Raw genomic sequence first — 15,964 nt, 5'->3', positions numbered from 1 at the left:
TCAGGCGCTCATGTTTAACAATGGCTGCATTTTTTTGTCGATGGCTTCGCGCGCGCGAAAAATTCTAGAGCGCACGGTACCGATCGGGCAATCCATGACTTCGGCAATGTCTTCGTAGCTCAGGCCATCCAGTTCGCGCAGGGTAACAGCGACTTTTAACTCTTCAGGCAATTCGGCGATGGCTGAAAACACCACTTCTCGCAACTGCTCACGCTGCATCAACGCATCTGGAGTGTCGACCTCTTTCATGCGCTCTTCGTCGGCGAAAAATGCCGCATCGTCCAACTCGATGTCTTGGGTAGGGGTCTTGCGACCACGGCTTACAAGAAAATTCTTCGCGGTATTCACAGCAATACGATACAGCCAAGTGTAAAACTGGCTGTCGCCGCGAAATCCGGGCAACGCCCGATAGGCTTTGATAAAGGCTTCTTGGGTTACGTCCTGAGCCTCGGCGTGGTCGCTGACAAAACGCCCCACCAGCGCCAGTATTTTGTGTTGATACTTCACTACCAATAGATCAAAAGCACGTTTATCACCGCGCTGCACACGAGCTACCAGTTGAGTGTCGGTCTGCTGAGCATCCGGCATGTAGAGTTCCGTCGAATTGATTCCGGCATGGCTGGCCACTTGCGTGTGCATCACACCTTTCCTCCCGTCATCACAATTAATTAGGAAAGACATCCGCGGCCAGCGTTTATGCAACATACCACAAGCCATGACAAATGCCTTACCTGCGATCAGAGCAGCACAGTTTCAATTAGTTCCCCAGTGACAAAGATCTTGGCGCAGCAGTATAGTGACGACCACACAAAGGCTACGTATATCAGCATGAACCAGTCCTTTATATTTGATGTGCTTATTATTGGCAGCGGTGCTGCTGGTCTGACCCTGGCGCTGTCGTTGCCAGACTCTTTGCAAGTGGCAGTGATCAGTAAGGAGTCGATGGACGCCGGCTCCACCCGCTGGGCGCAAGGCGGCGTCGCGGCAGTATTGGCAAAAGAAGACAGTGTCGACGCCCACGTTGCCGATACCCTGGGCGCCGGCGCTGGTCTGTGCCACGAGCCGACGGTGCGCTACACAGTGGAGAACTCCACCGATGCGATTCACTGGTTGATCGATCAAGGCGTGCCTTTTACGCAAGAAAATGGCGATTACCACTTAACCCGCGAAGGCGGCCACAGCGCGCGGCGCATCATTCATGCCGCCGATGCCACCGGCTATGCCCTGTCCGACACCTTGCTGGCCAGAGCGAAAGAACGCAGCAACCTCACCTTGCTGCACGACTACATGGCGATTGATTTGATCACCCGCGAGAAACTGGGAGAGTCCGGTCACGGTTGTGTCGGCGGGTACTTTCTCAACAATCAAAGCGGCGAAGTAGACGTCATCACTGCACGGGCAGTGGTGCTGGCAACCGGTGGTGCCTCCAAAGCGTACTTGTACACCAGCAACCCGGATGGCGCCTCGGGAGATGGCATTGCTATGGCGTTTCGCGCCGGCTGTCGTGTGGTCAATATGGAGTTCAACCAGTTCCATCCGACCTGTTTGTATCACCCACAAGCGAAGTCTTTTTTAATCACTGAAGCCGTGCGCGGTGAAGGCGGACGATTGCTGCTGCCAGACGGACAAGCGTTTATGCACCGCTTTGATCAACGTGCTGAGCTGGCTCCGCGCGACATAGTTGCACGGGCGATTGACCATGAAATGAAGCGCCTAGGCGCCGACTGTTTGTTCCTCGATATCAGCCACAAACCGGCTGAGTTTGTGCGCGAGCATTTCCCCACCATTTACGAGCGCTGCTTGCAGCTCGGCATCGACATCACTCGCGACCCCATCCCTGTGGTGCCCGCCGCGCATTACACCTGCGGCGGCGTTGCTACCGACGAATTTGGTCGTACCGATATCCAAGGGTTATACGCCATTGGCGAAACCGCCTGCACTGGCCTGCATGGTGCCAATCGCCTGGCCAGTAACTCGCTACTGGAGTGTCTGGTGTTTGCTCGCGCAGCAGCCAAGCACATTATCGAGCACATTGATCACGACGAGCCGATTCCCAGCGCCCCGCATTGGGACGCATCACAGGTCACAGACTCGGATGAAGACGTTGTCATTGCCCACAACTGGGATGAACTGCGCCGCTTTATGTGGGACTACGTTGGCATTGTACGAACCACCAAGCGCTTATTGCGCGCCAAGCACAGAGTCAAACTGCTGCGCCAAGAAATAGAAGAGTTTTACAGCAACTACCGAGTCAGTCATGACCTGTTAGAGCTGCGCAACCTGGTGGATGTCGCCGACATGATTATCCGCTCGGCGCTGCTGCGCAAAGAGTCGCGCGGCTTGCACTACTCCCGCGACTACCCCGATGCCTTGCCGCGTGCCTATGACACCGTATTAACGCCCAAGTATTTGCGTGAGCTGGGAGAGCTTTAGCCTGCTCTCACAACGATTGCATCGGGAGCAGCAGCCATTAAATCACTGCAGGTACAAACAGCGCCTGAGCTGCTGAAAATCTTCTGCGGATTGAAACTGCTGCGGGTACAGCAGCCAGTACTGCCAGAACCAGCGGCCATATTGCAGCTTAACCATATCGGGTCGGCGTACACTGCCAGCACGCGGTTGAAACGAACGGGTTTTGTCGCCGTATTGGCACCACCAGCCGCGCTGATCACAACCCAGAGATTCGATGTTTAACTGGCCGCGCGTAAAGCACAGCGCCAATACCACCGGCAACGCTAGCAACAACACCGGTGCCTGCTTCCACCAAGCGACCAAGACTGCGGAGAAAAGCAGCAACAGGCACGCCAGCCAGTGCCGAAGCATCGGCCAGCGCGTAGATTTTAATCGCCACTCATGCCTGTCGAGCATGAGCGAGGACCACCTCGACGATATCCGCTAACGCGTCGTCTGCTGGAATTTGGCGCTCGAGGAAATAAGCGAACAAATCACTGTCTTCGCACTCCAGCAGCTGCGCATACGCCTGCTGGCGCTCGGGCGATAAATCGCTGTAAGCATGGTCCACGAATGGCAACAGCAACACGTCCAACTCCAACATGCCGCGGCGTGAGTGCCAGCGCAATCGCTTAACTTCGACGGATTCAGTCACATCGATCTCCTATTTAGTGGGAGACGTATTTTAGTCGTTCCGCCTGTGACATCACAAATGCTTGCTAGGCACCGACCCTGCTTTAACTGGCAAACATTAACCCCACACTGCGTATCGTTATGGAGACGACGCCTTTGCAGTACAATGCGCCGTTATTGCTGCGCCATGGCGGCGCAATGGCACCTCCAATTTAAGGTTTGAAACTATGCCCGTACTGGATACGTTCAGCTCTCTGGGACAACTGGACAGCGGCAACGGCTTTACACCGACCCAAACAAGTGACAGCGGAGACACCACTCTGCTGAGTCAATTTTCTCTGTTGCGTGTGCAGGGCGCAGATTGTGAGCGCTTTTTACAAGGCCAGCTCACCTGCGATGTCAGCCAACTGGACGGCCACTGGCAGCTGGGCGCTTGCTGCAATGCCAAAGGGCGCATGGTGGCCAACTTTGTGATTGCTCGCCGCGGCGATGAATGCTGGCTGCGACTGCCGACCGAGCAAGCCAGCGCACTGCTTGATCATTTAAAAAAATACGCGGTGTTTTTTAAGGTCACCCTGTCCGAGCTGGAAGACTACTGCGTTGTCGCTCAGTGGAATGAGCTACCGCAACCTCAACATCAGCAATTACAGGCCGACGGCTGGTCACTGCAATGGCAACACCGTTGCGAGCATTGGCTACCGCTCAGTGACGCTAAAGAGCTACTGCAGCAACACACATTGTGTGCTGAATCGCGCTGGCACCAGGATGACATCAGCAGCGGCTTGGTATGGGTCACGGCGGCCACCCGCGAGCACTGGATTCCGCAAAATATTGATTGGCACCAACACGGCGGCGTGAGCTTCAGCAAAGGCTGCTATACCGGCCAGGAAATTGTCGCCCGTCTGCAATACCTGGGCAAAAGTAAAAAGGCCCTGATGCTGCTCAGCAGTGATGCGATGCAAGACTTTCAGCCCCTGTCCGACATTCACAACAGCGAAGGCAAAGTCATTGGTGAGCTGGCAAGTTGGCGCCAACACAGCGGGCTTGGCTTGATTAACCTCAATGCAGCCGATCAGCCTGGGCTCAATATTGCGGGCGCCTCAGTCAGTTGCGAGCCAATCGCCTATACTCAAGCGAACGATCAATAAGCCACCGAGCTGGCCGCAGCAGAGGATTCACCCGCGCATGACTAACCTGGCTAAACAGGTCAAAGACGACATCGTCGCCCAGATCAAAAACGATGAACTGATTTTGCCCACCTTGCCGGAAGTGGCCCTGCGCGTGCGCGAAATCGCTGAAGACGCTGACGCGAATATTTCCGATCTGACCAAAGTCATCGGTCAGGATCCGGCTCTTGCAGCACGCATCATTAAAGTGACCAACAGCCCGCTGATTCGTGTCTCCAGCCAAATCACCGATCTGGCCACGGCAATCTCGCGCTTGGGCATCAACTTTACCAGCAACCTGGCCATTGGTCTGGCGATGGAGCAGATGTTCCAAGCCACCCACGACAACGTCGACAAACGCATGCGTGCGTGCTGGTCGAGAGCGATGGAAATTGCCGCCTCGGCGCAAGTGCTGGCCAAGCACTTCACCCGCTTGCATGCCGACCAAGCGATGCTGGCGGGCTTAGTGCACCAGATTGGGATGCTGCCCATTTTGAGCTACGCCGAAAATCACGATGGCTTGCTATCAGATAGCTACTCACTCGATATGGTGTTGGAGAAACTGCACCCGGCACTGGGCTCTTACATTTTAAAGAGTTGGGAGTTTCCAGAGGAGCTGGTGGCGGTGCCGCGCAACTATCTGAACCTCGACTACCAAACCGCCGAAGCTTCTTACGTGGATCTGGTGCAAGTGGCCACGGTGCAAAGCTACGTCGATACCGATCACCCGCTCGGCCAGGTGGACAGCGCTACGCTGGGTTCATTTCAACGCTTAGGCCTGGACAGCGACAACGACGTTACCCACTGGGAGTCGCTCAGTGACGAAGTCGGTGCGACCCATTCGGCCATTGGTGGAGGCGGCGAATGAGCCAACTGAGCAACACCATCGCCCAAGCGCTGGAATCGGGCGAAATGGCCATGCCGACCCTGCCCGACGTGGCGCAGAATATTCTGCGCAACAGCCAGTCCGATTTACTCACGGCGCAATCGCTAGCGCGGCAAATTGAGCAAGACCCAGCCATCGCCGCCAATCTGGTACGCATTGCCAATAGCCCGCTGGTCGGCCGGCCCAACCACATCGCCGATTTAGCAACCGCCATTGGCCTGCTGGGAGTGAGCTATTGCGCGCAACTGGCGATCAGTTTGGCGCTGAAGCAACTGTTCCGAGCGCAGAAGAACATCGTCAAACGTGAGCTGGAGAACACCTGGCGCCAGAGCAGTGAGCAAGCAGCATTGTGCATGATCATGGCGAAAGATCTGGATGCCAGCCCCGGGGAAGCGTTTCTCGCAGGGCTACTGCACGATATTGGTTTATTGCCGCTGCTGCGCTGGTGCGATCAGCAAAGCGACGATCACGATTTGGCGACCTTGCAGCATGAGCAGGCGCCACTGGGCGGGCACTTACTGGAGATCTGGCAGTTTCCCACCTTGTTACAGTCCGTGCCGATGATTCGCTCTGATTTGAGCGACCCGGTGCTGTATCTCGATCAACCGCCAGAGCAACAAAGCGACGAGCGTATTTTGGATATTGTTGCTCTGGCCAGCTTTTATCAGGCCAATCGCGACATCAAAGACTGGCCTGCTAGCGCGGTATTGCAGCGGTTGGATATCGCCCCAGAAGAAGCCAGCAAGACCATGCGCACCTGGTCCAGCTTGGCAATTCAATCCAAGTGGCAATAACCGCCGCTTAGCCCATCACAAATCGGCCAACGGATGCTCATCGGCTTGCCAAGGAGAAGCGGTGAGCTGATTGAGCCAGGTGTCATCAACCTGCATCGCACTGCTGTGCTGCCATTTAGGTTGATTGTCTTTATCCACCACCATGGCGCGAATGCCCTCAGCAAAGTCCGGATGGCGCACCGCCTGATACGCCAACACCAATTCCCATTGCACCACCTCCTTCAAGCTCATAGTGGCACCACGTTCTAGCTGACGCATGATCAAAGCTGCCGTGGCAGGGCACCCCTGGCGATAGTTTTCGAGCCCTTGCTGCAGCCATTCGTTGTCACTGTGATATTCACGTAAACGCGCATCCAATCGCATCAGCGGCTGCGGCCCCAGGCTTTCCAAACTGTCGCCAAACAGCTCTTTTAAGTCGTCGGACACCGACTGCCAGTGACTGTCAATTCCCTGCTCATCGGTCATGGTCGTCACTAAGCTGCGAACCTGCTGATGATTGATGGCACGATTGTCACTCCATGCCAATTGCTGCAACGCCTCTAACAACGCCGGCCAATCATCGTCGCTTAATGTGTACTGAGTTAGCCCCAACTGGCGAGCATCAGCGGCGTTGATGTGACTGCCGGTCAGCGCCATCCAATGCCCCATGGGATAGGGCAAACGCGCCAGGTAATAACTGGCCGCCACATCGGGAAATAACCCAATGCGTACCTCAGGCCACGCCAGTTTCAGCGACTGACAACCGATGCGATGATTGGCTCCGATATACAGCCCCAAACCGCCACCCATAACAAACCCCTGCCCCCAGGCAATCAGTGGTTTGGTAAACTGATGCACGCGATAATTTTTGCCGTATTCGCCGCTAAAAAAGGCGTCCGCGTATTGATAGCGTTTTTTTCCTTTGGCATTGATGCTGTCATACAACTGGCGAATATCACCGCCGGCACAGAAAGCACGCTCACCCGCGCCACGCATCAACACTGCAACCACACGATTGTCCTGCTGCCATTGCTCCAGCGCCTCACCAATCATACCGACCATGGTCAAATCCACGGCATTCATAGCAGCCGGCTTATTGATGGTTAATATCGCCAATCGATGGCGTGGCCCACAGGCTATTTCTTCAGTCAGGATCGGTTTTTGCGATGACACGGTCGACTCCTTTTTGGCACTGGGATTACACTGGCAGCATGACCATACTACTCAGTCTTATTATCGTCTCTGTTATTATTGGCTTATTGTCGCTGGTGATGCTAGCTGATCGGGGGCGAAGAAATTCACTTTTGCGCCAGGCCGCCGACCAACTGGGATTAAAGTTCAGACCCTACGCCAGCCTTAGCCAGCCAGTACGCCAAGCTCAATTTCACTTGATTGAATGCGGCCAGTTTCGCCACTTTCGTTATTTGCTGGAGGGGGAGTTCCAACAACGGCCGGTCAATATATTTGACTACAGCCTGGTAAATCAACAGGGCGCGTCCACGCAAACTGTGGTGCTGCTGCACTGCCCACTGGACGGCAAAGCCAACTGGCGCCTGCAATGCTGGCAAAAACATTGGTTGCGCGGCGATGCCTTAACCGACCAGCAGCCGCTGACACTGACGCCGCTCAGCCCACACCAAAAACCCGCAGGGCTGCGAAAATGGCACATTGCCAGCAGCGAAGTCGGCCTAGTGCAACCCTACTTAGCGATACTGGAACAATGGTGCTTGGCGCATCCTCACCTTCACATTGAATACGCAGCTGGCATGCTGATGCTGTATCGGCCGCAATACGAGCTGGCAGCAGAACACTTAGAGCAAGCGCTACAAGCTGGCTGTGAGTTGTGCCAGCGACTGGCAACGCCGCAAGCCGCCTAACTCCACGAACAACAGACGCCCACTATGGAAACTTTCCGCACCACCCTGTTACTGTTTGCCAGCTTGTGGCTGCTAAGCGCTTGCAGTCATCAGCAACAAGACGCGTTACTCGCCAGCGCCACCGAACTGGCACGATCATCGGCCGAGCTGACGCTGCACACAGCCCACACTCTCGATGTCGACATGCATTATCTGGAGCGCCCAGGTGACGGCCCGACGGTATTATTGGTGCACGGGTTTTCTGCCAACAAAGACACCTGGCTGCGTTTTGTGCGCTATTTGCCAGAGCACTACCACATTATTATTCCAGACCTGGCTGGCCATGGTGACACCCCAGCAGCAGACAGCCATGATCTACAACGCCAAGCGCAACGGCTGCACGCCCTAGCCGAGGCGTTGAATATTTCCGCCTGGCACATGGCCGGCAATTCCATGGGCGGTGCCATCGTGGCGCTGTACGCGGTGGCATATCCACAGTACGTGCTCAGCCTGGCGTTGTTGGATGCCGCCGGAGTGGATGCGCCGGATATCAGCCCATTTTTTGCCGCCTTAGAGCAGGGGCAAAATCCATTAATTGCCTCAGACGAAGAAAGTTTTGAGCGCCGCTGGCACATGACCATGAGTCAGCCACCATTGTTGCCTTGGCCACTGCGACCGGCACTGATTCGTAAAACGTTGGCGCGTGAAGCACTCAACCGACGTATTTTTGCCGACATGATGGCCACACGAGAAACATTGCAACAACATCAATTTGAGCAACAAGTACGGCAGGTAATTCGTATGCCCACGCTGATTATGTGGGGCGAGGAAGACCAAGTATTGGACGTATCATCGGTGACCGTTTTTAAAGACTTGATCCCCCATGCGCAGACCATTATTTACCCGGGCATTGGTCACCTGCCGATGGTAGAAGCGCCAAAGAAAAGTGCTGCGGATTACGTGAGCTTTTTACAAACCGCTACAGATGCAACGCCACAAGGATAATAGCCCAGCTCACGCCACGTGAGCCAGGCCTGAACACAAAACCGCTGCGATAAAAACGCTATACCGTTTGCTCTACCGGCAAGGGCGCAAGCGGCACGTCGTTATGAATGCCGGTCACTGCAGCCGCTGCTTTACTCACACGATTCGCACCGGCATCCGATTTATACGACGTGGCGTGATAATGAGCGGTGGTACGCTTGTCGACGCTTTGCACAAAATACCAGTCGGCTTGTGCACGCTCGGCGGTCACATCGAGAATAAAGAACCCACGATGCACCATGTCACAGTATTTTAAATGTGGGCTAGAGCCTTTTAGCGCGGCCGCTGCCACGTCTCCAACGACAGGTGGCAAGGCCGGCGAGGTGACCGCTGGCGTTACAAACTCAACACCCAACGCCCCCTCACCTGTGGAGCCGTTGTAAAGCTTACGATCAAACGGGTCATGCGCCAAATCCGCTACCCAAGTGGAGTGAATGTCCCCGGTCAACACCACAAAGTTATCGATATTATTGCTTTCAATATGATTAAACAGGCGCTTGCGCGTCGCGGTGTAACCGTCCCAAGTATCGAGGAAGAAAGATACGCCACCGCCGAGTTTATCTGGCAGCGCCACCGGCCCAATTTCCTGCATCTGTACCTGCTGACCGCATATCTTCCAGCGTGCGGTGGAGCTGGCTAGCTGGTTGTGCAGCCAGGCTTCTTGCTCAAACCCCAGCAATGTGCGGTTCGGGTCATTGCGTTCGTGCTGCGTGAAGAAACCGACTTGCTCATCGCGCCCGGCAACGCGGGTGTCGAGCATCATTAAGTCGACCAAATTGCCAAATTGGAATTTGCGATACACCGCCTCCAAGTCGTCCGGCTGCTGGCGAATCGGCATCCATTCAAAATACGCTTGCTTGGCGGCGCGCTTACGTTGAATCCAGTCGCCCTCGCCGTCGTTGTGATTTTCCGCACCGTCTTTCCAGGTATTATTGGCGAATTCGTGGTCGTCCCACGTCACAATAAACGGGTATTGTTGATGCGCCGCTTGTAAATCCGGGTCACGTTTATACAAATTGTGTCGCAAGCGATAGTCTTCTAGGCTGACAATTTCATGCTTGGGCAATAATGCTCGTTGGGCACGTAAATCTTTATCGTCGTATTTGCCTTCCGCATATTCGTAGATGTAATCACCCAGATGCAGAATTGCATGCAAATCATTGCGCTGCGATAAAATGCGATAAACATTAAAGTAGCCATGCGGAAAGCTGGAGCAAGACACCACCGCCAAGCGCACGCGATCCATGCCGGTTTCTGCTGCAGTACGGGTGCGCCCAACGGCTGATACAACGTCGCCCACGCTGAATTGATAATAATACCAGGTGTCAGGCATCAGACCGTCGGCATCGACCTTTACCGTATAATCGCGGCTGGCATCGGTGGTGACCGTGCCGCGATTCACCTCGTACTCCATATTCACGTCTTCACAAATACGCCACTGCACACTGACCGGCGCATCGATTTCAGGTGTTATGCGCGTCCATAAAATCACTTGGTTGGCCAGAGGGTCACCAGAGGCAACGCCATGGGCGAAGTTGGCCAACTCGCGATCCGCCAATGGATCATCGGCGGGCTTGCTGGTCATGGCGATGGCGGGTGCAGCTACAGTGGCTGCTCCGAGCACACCGGCTTGCTTAAAGAACGTGCGGCGAGAGACGGTCATAATCCTGATCCTTATTGGCGGGTGAGAGTGTGTTCGAATTCAGCGCGATGCTCGCCACTGTCGGCATCGACGGTATAAGCAGTACCGCGAAACTCATCGCCGGCGATTTCTATGTAGAAAAACCCAAGCGTGTCGTCGGTCTGCCAATAGGCAGCATTTTTGTTAGGATTTTTTAAGCTGCGCGTTTTACCACCCGCGCCCGAGACAATATGAAACGTCTTACCGCACCGCTCCACCGGCTTTAGCCACTGTAAATCGTGATCGTGCCCGGCAATCATCACGTCCACACGATCGCATACGTGGTTTTTCAGTAATTTGTAATACACCACTCCAGCACCCGGGAAGCCATCGTACATGCCCGCGTTGCCGTGTTTACCATTAGAAATAAACGGGTGATGAGCAAAAGCAATTTTCCACGGCGCGTTGGAGTCCCGTAATTCAACGTCCAACCAACGCTGTTGTTTATCGCGATAGGGCAATTGCCAATATTCAGGGTCGGCGTCTGCCACGGCGGCCAGCGGGTTAGAGTCCAACGAGAAGAATTCCACCAAAGGCTCAACCTCACCCAGCGGCGCGGTGAAATTGTAGTAGCGCGCCGGCATCTGCCACTTATCGCTCAAACGATTGCGCTTGTAGTGATATTCCACCTGGATATCACCTTTGTCATTGTCCAACCCATCACCGCCAATCAACCAAGAGTTATCGTGGTTGCCCAGCGTCATATAAAAAGGAAAGGTTAAATTCTGATAAGGCTGTTCGAATTTCATCTCGAACTGAATGTCATTGGTCGAATCCACGCCGGATTCATAAATGTTATCGCCGAGGCCGATAGCAAAATCACAACCGCGCTCAGCGCATACTGTTTCCATCGCAGCCGCTACTTTATACTGCCCATCCTTGCCCGTACCCATGTCGCCAATGGCGATAAAGCGCACGACTTTGCCTTCCACCGGGTCAATATCTGGCAACGGATCCGGCTTGTCCGACATGGCCAATGAGGCTGCGCTAACGACACAGGCAGCGGTTAAGGTAATCAGGTGAGTACAGTAGTGGGCCACAATGTTGCTCCATAAAGGTGAACAATGAGCGGGCAGCCTAGTTGCACGTTGTTACAAATGCGTGATTGTTTTATTGCAGCAGCAACACTGACAAACCCTTCAGTAGCGGGATTTATCAGGCATTTGTCGCATCAATGTGCCGCCTAGGGTAACGCTCCAATGCAGTGCAGCATGTCCCTTTTCTGGAATATAGGTACCAATGTGCCAGTTTGAATTTCGTCCCGATTCGCCGCTACGTGATTGCAACGTGCTGTATAAAGCCGCGGCCGATCACAACCGCGCCAGCCCATTTGAGCAGCACCCAGGGTTGTATGTGGGCAATACCCTAGTAGCTGTGTGCCGCCTTCATAGCAGCGGCCAACATTGGTGGCTTAGAGGCCTGTGCGTAGCACCGTCATGGCGCGGACAAAAACTGGGGCAACAATTGCTGCGACAGATCAGCGAGCACTGGCCCGACTACTACATCTATTTGCGCCCCCTACCCGGTCTCGAGCGCTATTACAGCCAACTTGGCTTTCAGCCACTGACTGACCAGTACGCTTTTAGATGCTTGTTCCCACAACAAAAGCACGTCAGTTCGGTCATGTTCAGAGCCGCCGATAGCACATACACTGCTGGCTTTTAATTGGGGAAAAAGTGTATGTCCAAAGGCAACCAACTCACGCAACTGCTGCGCACAGTACGGCGCTTGCCCGAATCATGGCGCCCCAAAGCGCTGTCTTTCATCATGGGCAAGGTGATTCCATTTGCGGGCACGGCCGGTACTCGGGTGGAAAAACTTGAACCACAAGAGTGCATTATTGTGCTGCGCAACCGCCGTAAAGTGCGCAATCACATTGGCAGCGTGCACGCCGCGGCGATGGCGCTGTTGGCAGAATCCGCCACCGGCTTTATGACGGCGCTGTCGGTGCCAGACGATCGTATTATTGTCATTCGCAAAATGGAGCTGGAGTATCTGAAACGCGCCAGCGGTGATATGAAAGCGGTGGCCAGCTTCAGCGATGAGCAAGTTGAGTACGTTCGTAACACCGACAAAGGCGACATTGAGGTGCCGGTAACCATTACCGACGCCACCGGCACGGAAACGGTAAAAGCCACCATGGTATGGGCCTGGACACCGAAAAAACGCTGATCTCTGCGCCCACCACTCATCGCCATATCATGCTGACGCTGGACGGATGCCGCTGCAGCAGATATTGTTTTCCGCCTTTAAGCACCGGATAACTTGTCGCTAACACACCTTGCGCAGGCTATCCGGTTGAAGATCCACACAATAACAACGGCGAAAGCAGCATGAGTAATCCAACCCTCGCTCTGGAGCTCACCGACATCCACAAGTCATACGGTGACCTGGAAGTGCTGAAGGGAGTCAGCCTGAACGCCCATACCGGCGACGTTATCTCAATCTTGGGATCCAGCGGCTCTGGCAAAAGTACATTGCTGCGCTGCATCAACCTGCTGGAAAACCCCAGCCAGGGCAGCATAGTCATCGGCGGTGAGCCGCTGGCACTGAAACCGAACAAAGACGGCGACCTGGTCGCCGTCAGCGAAAAACAGCTGCAAGCCGTGCGGTCACGCTTGGGATTTGTATTCCAGCAGTTCAATCTGTGGCCCCACAAAACCATCTTACAGAACATCATTGAAGCACCGACCCAGGTGCTGAAGCTGCCAAAAGACGAAGCCATCGAAAAGGCACGAGCCTTGCTTAAGAAGGTCGGTCTGGCGGACAAGCAGGATGCCTACCCGGGCAATCTCTCCGGTGGACAGCAACAACGTGTCGCCATCGCCAGAACCCTAGCGATGGACCCACAGGTGCTGCTGTTCGACGAGCCCACCTCAGCACTGGACCCGGAGTTGGTCAACGAAGTGCTGGCGGTGATGCGGGAACTGGCACAGGAGGGCCGTACCATGCTCATCGTGACCCACGAAATGCGTTTTGCGCGGGAAGTGTCGTCACAAGTGGTGTTTTTGCACCAGGGGCAGATTGAGGAAATGGGACCACCCGAACAGGTGTTCGATAACCCGCAATCACAACGCGTACGCGACTTTATGTCCAGCCATCAATAAAAAACTCAAAAAAGCTGAAACGAGGATGACTGTATGATTCGTAAACTGTTCGCTGCTGGCCTTGTGCTGGCGTCTGTGGCTACCGCACCGGTGGCACTGGCAGCTGACAAAATCCGCATCGCCACCGAAGGCGCTTACGCCCCTTTTAACATGGTGGATTCCGACGGCAACCTGATCGGCTTCGACGTCGACATTGCAAAAGCGCTGTGCGAGCAAATGAAGGCTGACTGTGAAATCGTCGCGCAGGATTGGGACGGCATCATTCCGGGCCTGCGCGCTCGCAAATACGACGCCATTATTGCTTCTATGTCGATCACCGAAGAGCGTCTGCGAGTAGTGGATTTCTCTGAAAAGTACTACTCCAACGTACTGGCATTCGTCTCGGCCAAAGATCGTGAGCTGGACACCAACAAAGAAAGCCTGAAAGGCCTGACCGTGGGTGCGCAGCGCGCCACCATCGCTGGACAAATGCTGGAAGACAAATTCAGCGACGTCGTTACCGTGAAGCTGTACGACACGCAAGACAACGCCTATCTGGATCTGGCTGCTGGCCGCCTGGATGCTTTGCTGTCTGACAAGTTCCCAGCCTACGACTGGCTGCGCACCGACGATGGCCAGAAGTTTGAGTTCAAAGGTGGCGACCTGGACATCAACGACGAAATCGGCATCGCCGTACGTAAAGGCGATGACCTGAAAGACAAATTCAGCGCCGCCATTAAAGCCATCGTGAAAAATGGCAAGTACGAAGAAATCAACAAACAGTACTTCCCGTTCTCGATTTACTAAGTTAACGGCGTTTCTCTGACCCGGCCCAAGGACAGGTGCTAACAATCGTTTGCCACTGTCTGCAAGCCGGGTTATTTATTTGCAGGACCAGGTTATGGATTTACAAGGCTTCGGCCACTTGTTGTTGGACGGCACATGGCTGACCATGCAACTGGCCATCAGTAGCTTATTAATTGGTTTGGTCATTGGGCTTTTAGGGGCCAGTGCCAAACTATCGCAATCGCGTGTGCTGCGGGGCATTGCCACCGGCTACACCACCATTATCCGCGGCATTCCCGAACTGCTGCTGGTGTTAACGCTGTATTTTGGCGGCTCGCAATTAATCATGCTGGTGGCCGGTTGGTTTGGCCACGACGACTACATTGAAGTTGGTCCGTTCGCCGCCGGTGTCGCCGCGCTATCGATTGCTTTTGGCGCCTACGCCACCGAAGTATTTCGCATGGCCATGTTGGAAATCCCCAAAGGCCAGTGGGAGTCCGCCGCTGCTATTGGCATGGGCAAAGTACAAACCTTTTTTCGCATCATCATGCCGCAGTTGTGGCGACTGTCGATTCCAGGCCTTGGCAACTTGTTTCAGGTATTGCTCAAAGACACCGCCTTGGTGTCCGTGGTTGGGTTAAACGAATTGATGCGCCAAGCCGCCGTAGGGGCCGCCAACACCAAACAACCCTTCGACTTCTATATGGCCGCCGCACTGCTGTATTTGGGCCTGACACTCATTGCCACGCTGATCACCATGATGTTAGAGCGCTGGAGCAAACCTGAATTACGAGGAGGCCGCGCATGACTTGGGAATGGGCTGTTATTTGGGAATACCTGCCACGCTTGTGGCAAGGCGCGCTGCTAACGCTGGAGTTGGTATTCTTCTCGGGCCTAATTGGCATCATTTTGGCGGTGCCACTGGCGCTGATGCGCGCCTCGCACAACTGGGTGCTGCGTGCGCTACCGTTTGCCTATATTTTCTTCTTTCGTGGCACGCCGCTTCTGGTGCAAATCTTTTTGATTTATTACGGCGCTGCGCAATTTGACATCGTTAAAGACTCATCGCTGTGGCCAATATTAAAAGAGCCGTATTGGTGTGCGATCATTGCCTTTTCGCTGAATACCGCCGCCTACAGCGCAGAGCTGATTCGCGGCGCGATTCAAGCCATTCCGAAGGGTGAGCTTGAAGTGTCTCAAGCTTTAGGTATGAGCCGCGCGACTATGATTCGGCGTATTATTTTGCCACGCTCATTTGGCATTGTGTTTCCGGCCTACAGCAACGAGCTGCTGCTGATGCTCAAAGGCAGCGCCCTGGCGTCGACCATTACCCTGCTCGACCTCACCGGTATGGCACGTACCATCATTGCCCGTACCTACACCCCACTGGAGATGTTCTTCGCGGCAGGCATGATGTACTTGATCATCGCTGCAGTGATGATTGGCTGCTTCCGGTTGTTGGAGCGGCGCATTAATCGTTATCAATATTACAAGTTGGATCAAAGCCAGCGCTAATAAAAACGCCCTCGATAGAGGGCGTTTTTTTACCTGCTAACGTGCGGACGATCTGGACGCAAGATCGACCGCAAGTACTGAAATGGA

General features: G+C 54.5%; 18 protein-coding genes. 12 read left to right on the top strand and 6 right to left on the bottom strand.

All coding sequences use genetic code 11. The features are described from left to right. Entirely contained in the window at nucleotides 1-588 is a 588-nt protein-coding gene (gene rpoE / locus CHH28_RS11110; protein WP_094062057.1) for an RNA polymerase sigma factor RpoE, read from the bottom strand. 240 nt (nucleotides 589-828) lie between these two features. Between rpoE and nadB the strand changes: the two genes are divergently transcribed. Further along, the gene (gene nadB / locus CHH28_RS11105) at nucleotides 829-2,433 is read left to right on the top strand and encodes an L-aspartate oxidase (RefSeq protein WP_094060373.1); all 1,605 of its coding nucleotides are present in this window, start codon (nucleotides 829-831) and stop codon (nucleotides 2,431-2,433) included. A 42-nt stretch (nucleotides 2,434-2,475) separates the two neighbouring features. Here nadB and CHH28_RS11100 read toward each other — a convergent pair whose 3' ends face one another. Together CHH28_RS11100 and CHH28_RS11095 are read right to left on the bottom strand one after the other, a co-directional pair. Continuing rightward, a complete protein-coding gene (locus tag CHH28_RS11100) occupies nucleotides 2,476-2,796 on the bottom strand; it encodes a hypothetical protein (protein WP_157729886.1) in 321 nt (106 codons plus the stop codon). A 55-nt stretch (nucleotides 2,797-2,851) separates the two neighbouring features. After that, on the bottom strand, nucleotides 2,852-3,106 hold the full coding sequence (locus CHH28_RS11095) for a succinate dehydrogenase assembly factor 2 (protein ID WP_094060371.1): 255 nt from the start codon (nucleotides 3,104-3,106) through the stop codon (nucleotides 2,852-2,854). 205 nt (nucleotides 3,107-3,311) lie between these two features. Between CHH28_RS11095 and CHH28_RS11090 the strand changes: the two genes are divergently transcribed. Genes CHH28_RS11090 through CHH28_RS11080 form a run of 3 tightly spaced genes read left to right on the top strand, consistent with a single transcriptional unit; the run spans nucleotide 3,312 to nucleotide 5,930 of the window. Continuing rightward, nucleotides 3,312-4,232 carry a YgfZ/GcvT domain-containing protein gene (locus CHH28_RS11090; protein WP_094060370.1) on the top strand — a complete coding sequence of 307 codons (921 nt, stop codon included), beginning with the start codon at nucleotides 3,312-3,314 and terminating at the stop codon, nucleotides 4,230-4,232. A gap of 37 nt (nucleotides 4,233-4,269) precedes the next feature. Continuing rightward, nucleotides 4,270-5,118 carry an HDOD domain-containing protein gene (locus tag CHH28_RS11085; protein WP_094060369.1) on the top strand — a complete coding sequence of 283 codons (849 nt, stop codon included), beginning with the start codon at nucleotides 4,270-4,272 and terminating at the stop codon, nucleotides 5,116-5,118. Beyond that, on the top strand, nucleotides 5,115-5,930 hold the full coding sequence (locus CHH28_RS11080; RefSeq protein ID WP_094060368.1) for an HDOD domain-containing protein: 816 nt from the start codon (nucleotides 5,115-5,117) through the stop codon (nucleotides 5,928-5,930). Before CHH28_RS11085 ends, CHH28_RS11080 begins: the two co-directional genes overlap by 4 nt. 15 nt (nucleotides 5,931-5,945) lie before the next feature. Here CHH28_RS11080 and CHH28_RS11075 read toward each other — a convergent pair whose 3' ends face one another. Then, a complete protein-coding gene (locus CHH28_RS11075) occupies nucleotides 5,946-7,082 on the bottom strand; it encodes an enoyl-CoA hydratase/isomerase family protein (RefSeq protein ID WP_094060367.1) in 1,137 nt (378 codons plus the stop codon). Between CHH28_RS11075 and CHH28_RS11070 the strand changes: the two genes are divergently transcribed. Continuing rightward, nucleotides 7,076-7,786, top strand: coding sequence for a hypothetical protein (locus CHH28_RS11070; RefSeq protein WP_094060366.1), 711 nt, complete (start codon nucleotides 7,076-7,078; stop codon nucleotides 7,784-7,786). The two genes, CHH28_RS11075 and CHH28_RS11070, sit on opposite strands and share 7 nt — an antisense overlap. Before the next feature lie 24 nt (nucleotides 7,787-7,810). Continuing rightward, the gene (locus CHH28_RS11065; RefSeq protein ID WP_094060365.1) at nucleotides 7,811-8,770 is read left to right on the top strand and encodes an alpha/beta fold hydrolase; all 960 of its coding nucleotides are present in this window, start codon (nucleotides 7,811-7,813) and stop codon (nucleotides 8,768-8,770) included. Between the two features lie 58 nt (nucleotides 8,771-8,828). On the opposite strand, the gene CHH28_RS11060 is transcribed toward CHH28_RS11065, so the two are convergent. Beyond that, nucleotides 8,829-10,472: an alkaline phosphatase D family protein gene (locus tag CHH28_RS11060; protein ID WP_094060364.1), complete on the bottom strand. Its 1,644-nt coding sequence runs from the start codon at nucleotides 10,470-10,472 to the stop codon at nucleotides 8,829-8,831. An 11-nt stretch (nucleotides 10,473-10,483) separates the two neighbouring features. Beyond that, a complete protein-coding gene (locus CHH28_RS11055; protein ID WP_094060363.1) occupies nucleotides 10,484-11,530 on the bottom strand; it encodes a metallophosphoesterase in 1,047 nt (348 codons plus the stop codon). A 199-nt stretch (nucleotides 11,531-11,729) separates the two neighbouring features. Here CHH28_RS11055 and CHH28_RS11050 point away from each other — a divergent pair, with 199 nt between their 5' ends. From CHH28_RS11050 to CHH28_RS11025, 6 genes are all read left to right on the top strand, one after another. Next, on the top strand, nucleotides 11,730-12,155 hold the full coding sequence (locus CHH28_RS11050; RefSeq protein ID WP_094060362.1) for a GNAT family N-acetyltransferase: 426 nt from the start codon (nucleotides 11,730-11,732) through the stop codon (nucleotides 12,153-12,155). A 15-nt stretch (nucleotides 12,156-12,170) separates the two neighbouring features. Beyond that, a complete protein-coding gene (locus CHH28_RS11045) occupies nucleotides 12,171-12,662 on the top strand; it encodes a DUF4442 domain-containing protein (protein WP_094060361.1) in 492 nt (163 codons plus the stop codon). 161 nt (nucleotides 12,663-12,823) lie between these two features. Next, the gene (locus CHH28_RS11040; RefSeq protein WP_094060360.1) at nucleotides 12,824-13,597 is read left to right on the top strand and encodes an ABC transporter ATP-binding protein; all 774 of its coding nucleotides are present in this window, start codon (nucleotides 12,824-12,826) and stop codon (nucleotides 13,595-13,597) included. Between the two features lie 33 nt (nucleotides 13,598-13,630). Then, nucleotides 13,631-14,383, top strand: a complete 753-nt coding sequence (locus tag CHH28_RS11035) for an ABC transporter substrate-binding protein (RefSeq protein WP_094060359.1) — start codon at nucleotides 13,631-13,633, stop codon at nucleotides 14,381-14,383. Nucleotides 14,384-14,477: 94 nt separating this feature from the next. Continuing rightward, nucleotides 14,478-15,170: an ABC transporter permease gene (locus tag CHH28_RS11030; protein ID WP_094060358.1), complete on the top strand. Its 693-nt coding sequence runs from the start codon at nucleotides 14,478-14,480 to the stop codon at nucleotides 15,168-15,170. After that, complete coding sequence (locus CHH28_RS11025; protein ID WP_094060357.1) at nucleotides 15,167-15,877, top strand: ABC transporter permease; 711 nt, start codon at nucleotides 15,167-15,169, stop codon at nucleotides 15,875-15,877. Before CHH28_RS11030 ends, CHH28_RS11025 begins: the two co-directional genes overlap by 4 nt. The last annotated feature ends 87 nt before the right edge of the window (nucleotides 15,878-15,964 follow it).

This window comes from Bacterioplanes sanyensis, assembly GCF_002237535.1.
In the GTDB taxonomy this organism is placed as follows: Bacteria; Pseudomonadota; Gammaproteobacteria; order Pseudomonadales; family Oceanobacteraceae; genus Bacterioplanes; species Bacterioplanes sanyensis_A.
Note: the sequence above shows the minus strand (reverse complement) of the source record. Positions and strands in the feature narration are given on the sequence as shown.